Origin of the sequence: Nonomuraea sp. NPDC049784, assembly GCF_040659615.1 — a bacterium.
Taxonomy (GTDB): Bacteria; Actinomycetota; Actinomycetes; order Streptosporangiales; family Streptosporangiaceae; genus Nonomuraea.
In genome coordinates, this window is the sequence record NZ_JBFAMX010000552.1 from 1 (window position 1) to 6,863 (window position 6,863).

General features: G+C 71.5%; 5 protein-coding genes. 2 read left to right on the top strand and 3 right to left on the bottom strand.

What is annotated here, in order from left to right:
• Positions 1 to 91 precede the first annotated feature (91 nt).
• From AB0J09_RS51495 to AB0J09_RS51505, 3 genes are all read right to left on the bottom strand, one after another.
• Entirely contained in the window at positions 92 to 1,822 is a 1,731-nt protein-coding gene (locus tag AB0J09_RS51495; protein ID WP_360708970.1) for a protein kinase, read from the bottom strand.
• A 359-nt stretch (positions 1,823 to 2,181) separates the two neighbouring features.
• Positions 2,182 to 3,183, bottom strand: coding sequence for a hydroxyacid dehydrogenase (locus AB0J09_RS51500; protein WP_360708973.1), 1,002 nt, complete (start codon positions 3,181 to 3,183; stop codon positions 2,182 to 2,184).
• Positions 3,184 to 3,532: 349 nt separating this feature from the next.
• Positions 3,533 to 4,573: a substrate-binding domain-containing protein gene (locus AB0J09_RS51505; RefSeq protein WP_360708976.1), complete on the bottom strand. Its 1,041-nt coding sequence runs from the start codon at positions 4,571 to 4,573 to the stop codon at positions 3,533 to 3,535.
• Positions 4,574 to 4,926: 353 nt separating this feature from the next.
• Here AB0J09_RS51505 and AB0J09_RS51510 point away from each other — a divergent pair, with 353 nt between their 5' ends.
• Positions 4,927 to 6,027, top strand: a complete 1,101-nt coding sequence (locus AB0J09_RS51510) for a winged helix DNA-binding domain-containing protein (protein WP_360708979.1) — start codon at positions 4,927 to 4,929, stop codon at positions 6,025 to 6,027.
• Between the two features lie 15 nt (positions 6,028 to 6,042).
• A partial coding sequence (locus AB0J09_RS51515) for a sugar kinase (protein ID WP_360708982.1) occupies positions 6,043 to 6,863 on the top strand: 821 nt, incomplete at its 3' end.

Here is a 6,863-nt window from a genome sequence, read left to right on the forward strand (position 1 = left end):
TGGCGTGGTCGATCTCGTCCAGATGATCGACGCTGACCACCTGTCTCCTCGGCGCCCCGCACCATCGAGATCACGATCTACGGCTGGAGTACTAGTCGCTCGGATAGGTCCTGACGACCTTGCCCTTGAGGTCGGCGACCAGGTAGCCCGTGCGGTAGCCGTCGGAGACGTAGACGAGCAGCACCTGGTGCGGGCTGGCGAACACGTAGTCGGGGTCAGCGATCACGTACCGCATGGTCGGCTTGGGGACGCCGAGGTCCTTGTTCGCCTTCCTGAGCAGGGCGGGGAGGGCGTCCCAGTTGTACTGGTCGAGGTCCACGACGGGGGTGTTCACCTTGCCACCGATGCTCGAGCGGACGACCTCGCCGTCACGGTAGTCGTACCTGTCGTACAGTCCCTTGTCCCGCTTGAGCGGCGCCTCGATGGAGGCGTAGGTCGGGTACACCGTCAGCTTGACGACCTTGGTGCCGCCGATGGCGGGCTTGATCTTGGCGATCATGGCGCGTATTCCCGCCGGGGTGTGCAGGTTGTCCGGTGTGGCGCGCGTGGTGGTGCTCGGCGACCTCGGGTTCGTGGTCACCGCCGGGGTGGATCCCACCGAGGGGGTGTCCTCCGCGACGTCCCTGGACTGGGTCGGGATCAGCTGCCACACCAGCACGCCGGCCACCGTGACCGCCGCCGCGGACGCCACGATCGCCGCGGTGCGGACTACAGGGGCGCGGCGCGGGTGCGCGGTGCCGGCCCCTGTGATTGGAGGGGGTGGGTGCGAGGCCGCGTGCCCGTAGCGGGGCGGGATGGTGGGCCCGGACCTCGGCGGGACCGTGTTACCGGCGACAGGCGGCTCCGGGTGCCCGGCCATAGGCGGCGCGGCATGCGCGGCGGCCCGCGGCACGGGTCCCATCGAGGTGGAGATCGGGGGCGTCCCTGAGGATGGGGCCGGGATCGGAGACGAGGCCTGGATCGGGGATGGGGCCAGGACCGGAGGCGGGGCCGAGCCGGGGTCGGCGGCCGAGGCCAGCATGCGGTCGAGGGTCTCGGTGTCGGGGCGGGCCGCCGGGTCGCGTCTGAGCAGTGCGCTCAGCACGGGGGTGAGCGGCCCGGCACGCTCCGGCGGCGGCACGTCCTGGTTGAGCACGGCGGCCAGCGTGGCCAGTACGGTGCTCCTGCGCAGCGGGTGCCGCCCCTCAACCGCCACGTACAGCATCATGCCGAGCGACCAGAAGTCGGAGGCCGGGTCGCCCTCGACGCCGTTGATGCGCTCGGGAGCCATGTATTCGGGCGAGCCGATGAACGACCCGGTGGCCGTCAGGCTCGTGGACTCACGTACGGCCGCGATGCCGAAGTCGGTGAGCACCGACCGGCCGTCCTCGCGTAACAGGACGTTGGCGGGCTTGACGTCGCGGTGCTGGATGCCGACGGCGTGCGCGGCCCGTAACGCGGACAAGACCTCACGTCCGAGTCGCGCCACCTCGTGCGGCGGCATGGGCCCGCGCTGGATGCGGCCCTGAAGCGAGCCGCCCGAGACCAGCTCCATGACGATCCACGGGTAGCCGTGCTCGCCCGGATCGACGATGTGGTGGATGGTGGCGACGTGCGGATGGTTCAGCCGAGCCAGGGCACGGGCCTCCCGCAGCACCCTCGCGCGCAGCTCGCGGGCGCCGGCCGGGTCGTGCTCGTCCATGGAGGTATCGGGAGGACGTACCTCCTTGAGCGCGACCTCGCGGTGCAGGGCCACGTCCCAGGCCCGCCACACCAGGCCCATGCCCCCACCTCCGAGCCGCTCCATCAACTCGAAGCGGCCGTCGATCACCCGTCTGTGCATGCAGAGCAGCGTAGGGGCCGCCCCACCGCCCGCGCCATCACGCCTCCAAGGCCACCTCCGCCCGGCGCCGCCGGGTGCCGGCGACCACGCCAGGCTCACCCTCCCGACGTCCACCCCTGCCAGCCGACACCGCCCGCCAACCCAAGGCGCTTACCGTCGGCACCGCCCAGCCGACACCGCCCGCCAACCCAAGGCGCTTGCGGCCGGCACCCATGATCCGGGGCCAACCGCTCCGAGCCGACGCCCTTACCGCCACCGGCCACCTCCAGCGGCTGCGGTGGCGGCGACACCGCCCATCGCGCACCAGCCACTCACAGCCAGCGCCGAGTTGCTTTCGGGTGGTGCCGCCGGCCACGGTGTCAGGCGCTTCTGGCCAGTTCCTCCGCTTCGACGCCGTGCAGGAACGGCAGGCCCTGGGCGTACCTGGCGAGCTCGTCGAGGGCCAGGTGGGCGAGGCGGGGCAGCTCTCCACCGAGAGATCCGGCGATGTGTGGGGTGAGCAGGACGTTCGGGAGGTCGTAGAGGGGCGAATCGGCGGGCAGCAGGTCAGGCTCGGTCACGTCGATCACTCCGTACAACCGACCGCTGGCCAGCTCGGCGATGAGCGCCTCCTGATCCACCAGCGCACCGCGAGCCGTGTTGATCAGCGTCGCGCCGTCGCGCATGCGCGCGAGGCGGCCCGCGTCGATGAGGTGCCTGGTCTCCGGGAGCGCCGGCGCGTGCAGGCTGATCACGTCACACCGCTCGAAGAGCTCGTCCAGCTCGACGCGCGGCACTCCCAGGTCATCCGTCAGGTACGGGTCAGCGACGAGCACGTCCAGCTCGAACGGCCGCAGCAGCTCGATCAGCCGCCGGCCCACCCTGGAGGCGCCGACGATGCCGACAGTGCGCCGGTAGTTGCCGAACCCGGGGAAGTGGCTGTCCAGGTCGAGCCGCGCCCGGTGCTCGCGGTAGAGCCGGGAGATGTCGAGCACCCGCTTGTTCGCGAACAGGATCGACGCCAGTGTGTACTCGGCGACCGGCTCGGCGTTGGCCGCCGCGGCGGACGAGACGAGGATGCCACGCTCCCAGCACGCCTCGGTGATGTGGTGCTTCACGGAGCCGGCCGCGTGCACGACCGCGCGCAGCTTGGGCGCCCTGTCCAGCACCTCCTGGGTGATGGGCGGGCACCACCAGCTCGTGTAGAGCACCTCCGCCCCGGCCAGCGCCTCGGCCACGCCCGGGTCGGTGAAATCCTCGGCCACCAGGTCGGGGTCCACGTCCGCGATGCCGAGCAGGCGGTCGCGTACCTCTCCCGTGACGAGCCGCTTCGCCACCGGCCGCCCCATGGCGAGCAGGATCTTCGGCCGTGATTCGGTCATTTCGCCCCCCCGACAATCAATTCGATCGAACCGATCATAACGAAGGGGCCGCACACGAACTCGAGCGCCCTAAGGCCGCGAGGGCGCGAGTCACCACTCGACTCACGGCGAAACACGTACGCACCGACTCGGGCCTTGTGTCGCCGGACGGCAAGCGATCACGGCAAAGCACGCACGCATCGGCCCACGCGCCCGGGGCCACGGGAACAGCCCAGCCGAGCCATCATGGCGAAGCACGCGCACACCGACCCACGCACCCAAGACCACGCAGGAGCGACCGAGCCACCGCCGAACAGACACACATCGACCCGGACACCCAGAGTCCGCAGAAGCTCCGAGCGACAGGCGATCACGGTGATGGGGGCGCGGATGACTCGCGTACCCTCAGCTCGGGCAACAGCGCCAGGTGGCGGCCGGGGGCGGCGGGGCCGCGGGTGAGGCGGGCGATCAGCAGGTCCACCGCGCAGCGGCCGACCTCCTCCTTGGGCGGCGCCACGGCGGTGAGCGAGGGCGAGCAGAACGCGGCCACCTCGTCGTCATAGGCGACCAGCGACACCTCGCCGGGGATGGCGACGCCGGCCGCGCCCAGGTGCCTGACCAGCGAGAGCGCGTCCTCGTCGTTGTGCACGAGCAGACCCGTCACGCCCTGGTCGCGCACCAGCCCCGCCACGCCGGCGGCGAGCTCGTCCGTCCGCCCGCGGTCGATGACGACCTCCTGGGCGACGGCTACGCCCAGCGACGAGGCGGCGGCCAGCAGCCCCACCCTGACCCTCGGCGTGGTCGGGCTGGGGTAGGCGACGAGCGCGAGCCTGCGGTGGCCGAGCTCGGCCAGGTGGCGTACGGCGAGGTAGGCGCCGTGGGCGTGGTCGGAGGCGACCGCGTCGAGCATGGACGCCGGACCCGCGAGCTCGGCCCTGCGCTCCACCAGCACGGCCGGGACGCGCAGCCCGGCCAGCCACTCCGCGTGGTCGTCGTCGGGCTGCCTGCTCGGTGTGAGCAGCAGGCCGTCCGCGCCGCCCTCGACGAGCTGGCGCACCTGGGCCCGGTCCTCTGCGTCGTCGTAGCGGGAGATGCCCAGCACGAGTCGCGCCCCCGCCCTGGCAGCCTGCTCCTGGGCGCCCTTGATCACCGCTGGGTAGTAGTAGTGGGCGGTGGGGACCAGCATGCCGATGGTCAGCTTCGATGCCGGCGGAGTGGACACGTCGGTGTCGCGTGGCAGTGTGACGCCGCCGTGCACCCTGGTGAGCAGGCCCTGGGCAGCGAGATGCTCGACGTCCCTGCGCAAGGTCACGGCGGAGACGCCCAGCGCCTCGGCCAGGTCGGCCACGCGCGCCGAGCCCTGGTCGCGGACCTGGCGGAGTATGAGCCGGTGGCGCTGCTCGACGGACACGGGTGGAGTCTCCTTCACGGACGATGACTCGATCCTATGCCTTTCGTTATGAGCGTTTGTATTTCATCCGATCGTTCGCGTTAGGTCCTTCGGGAAAGCGTCACACTGCCCAACGCGACCGGCTCGCCGTCGAGGTGGGCGGCGAACGGCCCGAGCACGCGGAGGGGCAGCACGATGCCGCCACGGCACGACAGCCCCTACCCCGTCAGTCATTCCGACCTTCGGAAGTTCCTGAGGGATGACGCCGGCGCGCGTACCATCAGGCCCTAGAAAAGCCACGTGCCGGCCGACCGCCGGTGTCGCTGGGGCTATTGCGGCCCGGGACCGGCCGCAATAGCCCCTACCTTTGGACCATGGATCCCCTCATCAGCCGCCGGGCTCTCAACCGGGCCACGCTCGACCGGCAGCACCTGCTGCGCCGCACCGGCAAGACCGTGATCGAGGTCGTGGAGCACCTCGGCGGACTCCAGGCGCAGACCCCGCACACCTGGTACGCCGGCCTGTGGAACCGCATCGAGGGCTTCAAGCCCGCCGACGCCGCCGACCTGCTGCTCTCGCGCGATCTCGTACGCGTCGCCCTGCAGCGCTCCACGATCCACCTCGTGAGCGCCCGCGACTGCCTGGCCATGCGGCCGCTGCTGCAGACTGTCGGCGAGCGCATGACCTGGTCCACGTTCGGCAAGCGGCTGGAAGGGGTGGACCTGGACGAACTGGCCGCGGCCGGGAGGGCGCTGCTGGAAGAGCGGCCCATGACGTTCGCCGAACTGGGCCGGAGGCTCGGGGAACGGTGGCCGTCACACGATCCGCACGCGCTCGGCCAGGGTGTGCGGTGTCTGGTGGCGCTCGTGCAGGTGCCGCCCCGCGGCCTGTGGGGCAAGAGCGGACCCGTCGCGCACACGAGCGCCGAGTCGTGGCTGGGCTTCGAGGTGCCGCCGATGACGCCTGCCGAGCTGGTGCTGCGTTATCTCGCGGCGTTCGGGCCCGCGTCGGTGATGGACGTGCAGACGTGGTCGGGGCTGACGCGGCTGGGCGAGGCGGTGGAGTCGCTGGACCTGGTCAGGTTCAGGGACGAGTCAGGACGGATTCTGTACGACCTGCCCGACGCCGTACGGCCCGACGAGGACACCCCGGCACCGGTGCGGCTGATGTACGACTTCGACAACCTCTTCCGGTCGCACGCCGACCGCTCCAGGGTCATCACCGAGACGGGCCTGGCCGCTCTCCAGGGCTTCATGGGCTCGAACGTGCAGCCCCGCACCATCCTGGTGGACGGCTTCACCGCGGGGGACTGGACGGTCACCCGCGCCAAGGGCACCTCCACGCTCACCATCCACCAGTGGGCGCCGATCTCCGGCCTGGAGGAGGCCGAGGAGGAGGGGCTGCGGCTGCTGGAGTTCCTGGCCCCGGGCGACAAACACGAAATCTCGGTCGCCGATCGCCCGTCCAAACCGTGACACTAGGCTTCAACCATGCACGAGCTGGTGACTTTCGGGGAGACCATGGCGCTGTTCGCCGCCCGCCGCACCGGGCCGCTGCGCTTCGCCCGCGACTTCGACCTGGGCCTGGGTGGCGCCGAGTCGAACGTCGCGATCGGCGTGGCCAGGCTCGGCCACAGCGCGACGTGGGTCGGCAGGGTGGGGGCCGACGAGTTCGGCGACCTCATCCGCTCGACGCTGGCGGGCGAGGGCGTCGACGTGCGGGCCATCTCCGATCCCGCGGCGCCGACCGGGCTCATGATCAAGGGCAGGCGCACGGCGGACCTCATCGACGTGCGTTACTACCGCAAGGACAGCGCGGGCTCGCGCCTGTGCGCCGCCGACCTCGACCCCGAGCTCATCAGGTCCGCCAGGGTGCTGCACGTCTCCGCGATCACGCCCGCGCTCTCGGAGTCGGCACGCGACGCCGTACGGCACGCCATCGCCGAGGCGCGAGCCGCCGGGGTGCTGATCTCGCTGGACGTCAACTACCGCAGGACGCTCTGGACGCCCGAGGAGGCGGGGACGTGGCTGCGGGAGACGGTCGGGAACGTGGACGTGCTGTTCGCGACCGAGGCCGAGGGCCGGCTGATCGTCGATGCGGAGGGCCCCGACGAGCTGGCCGAGGCGCTGGCGGCACTGGGCCCGCGGCACGTGCTGGTCAAGTTCGGCGCGAAGGGCGCGATGGAGCTGTCCGAGGGCGTCGTGCGGCGGGCGGAGCCGTACCAGGTGACCGAGGTCGACTCCGTGGGGGCCGGGGACGCGTTCGCGGCCGGCTGGCTGGCCGACTGGCTGGCGGGGGCGGAGCCCGGGGA

Coding starts and splice junctions, on each gene's coding strand:
- AB0J09_RS51495 (WP_360708970.1), bottom strand. CDS start 1,822: ATGCACAGACGGGTGATCGACGGCCGCTTCGAGTTGATGGAGCGGCTC.
- AB0J09_RS51500 (WP_360708973.1), bottom strand. CDS start 3,183: ATGACCGAATCACGGCCGAAGATCCTGCTCGCCATGGGGCGGCCGGTG.
- AB0J09_RS51510 (WP_360708979.1), top strand. CDS start 4,927: ATGGATCCCCTCATCAGCCGCCGGGCTCTCAACCGGGCCACGCTCGAC.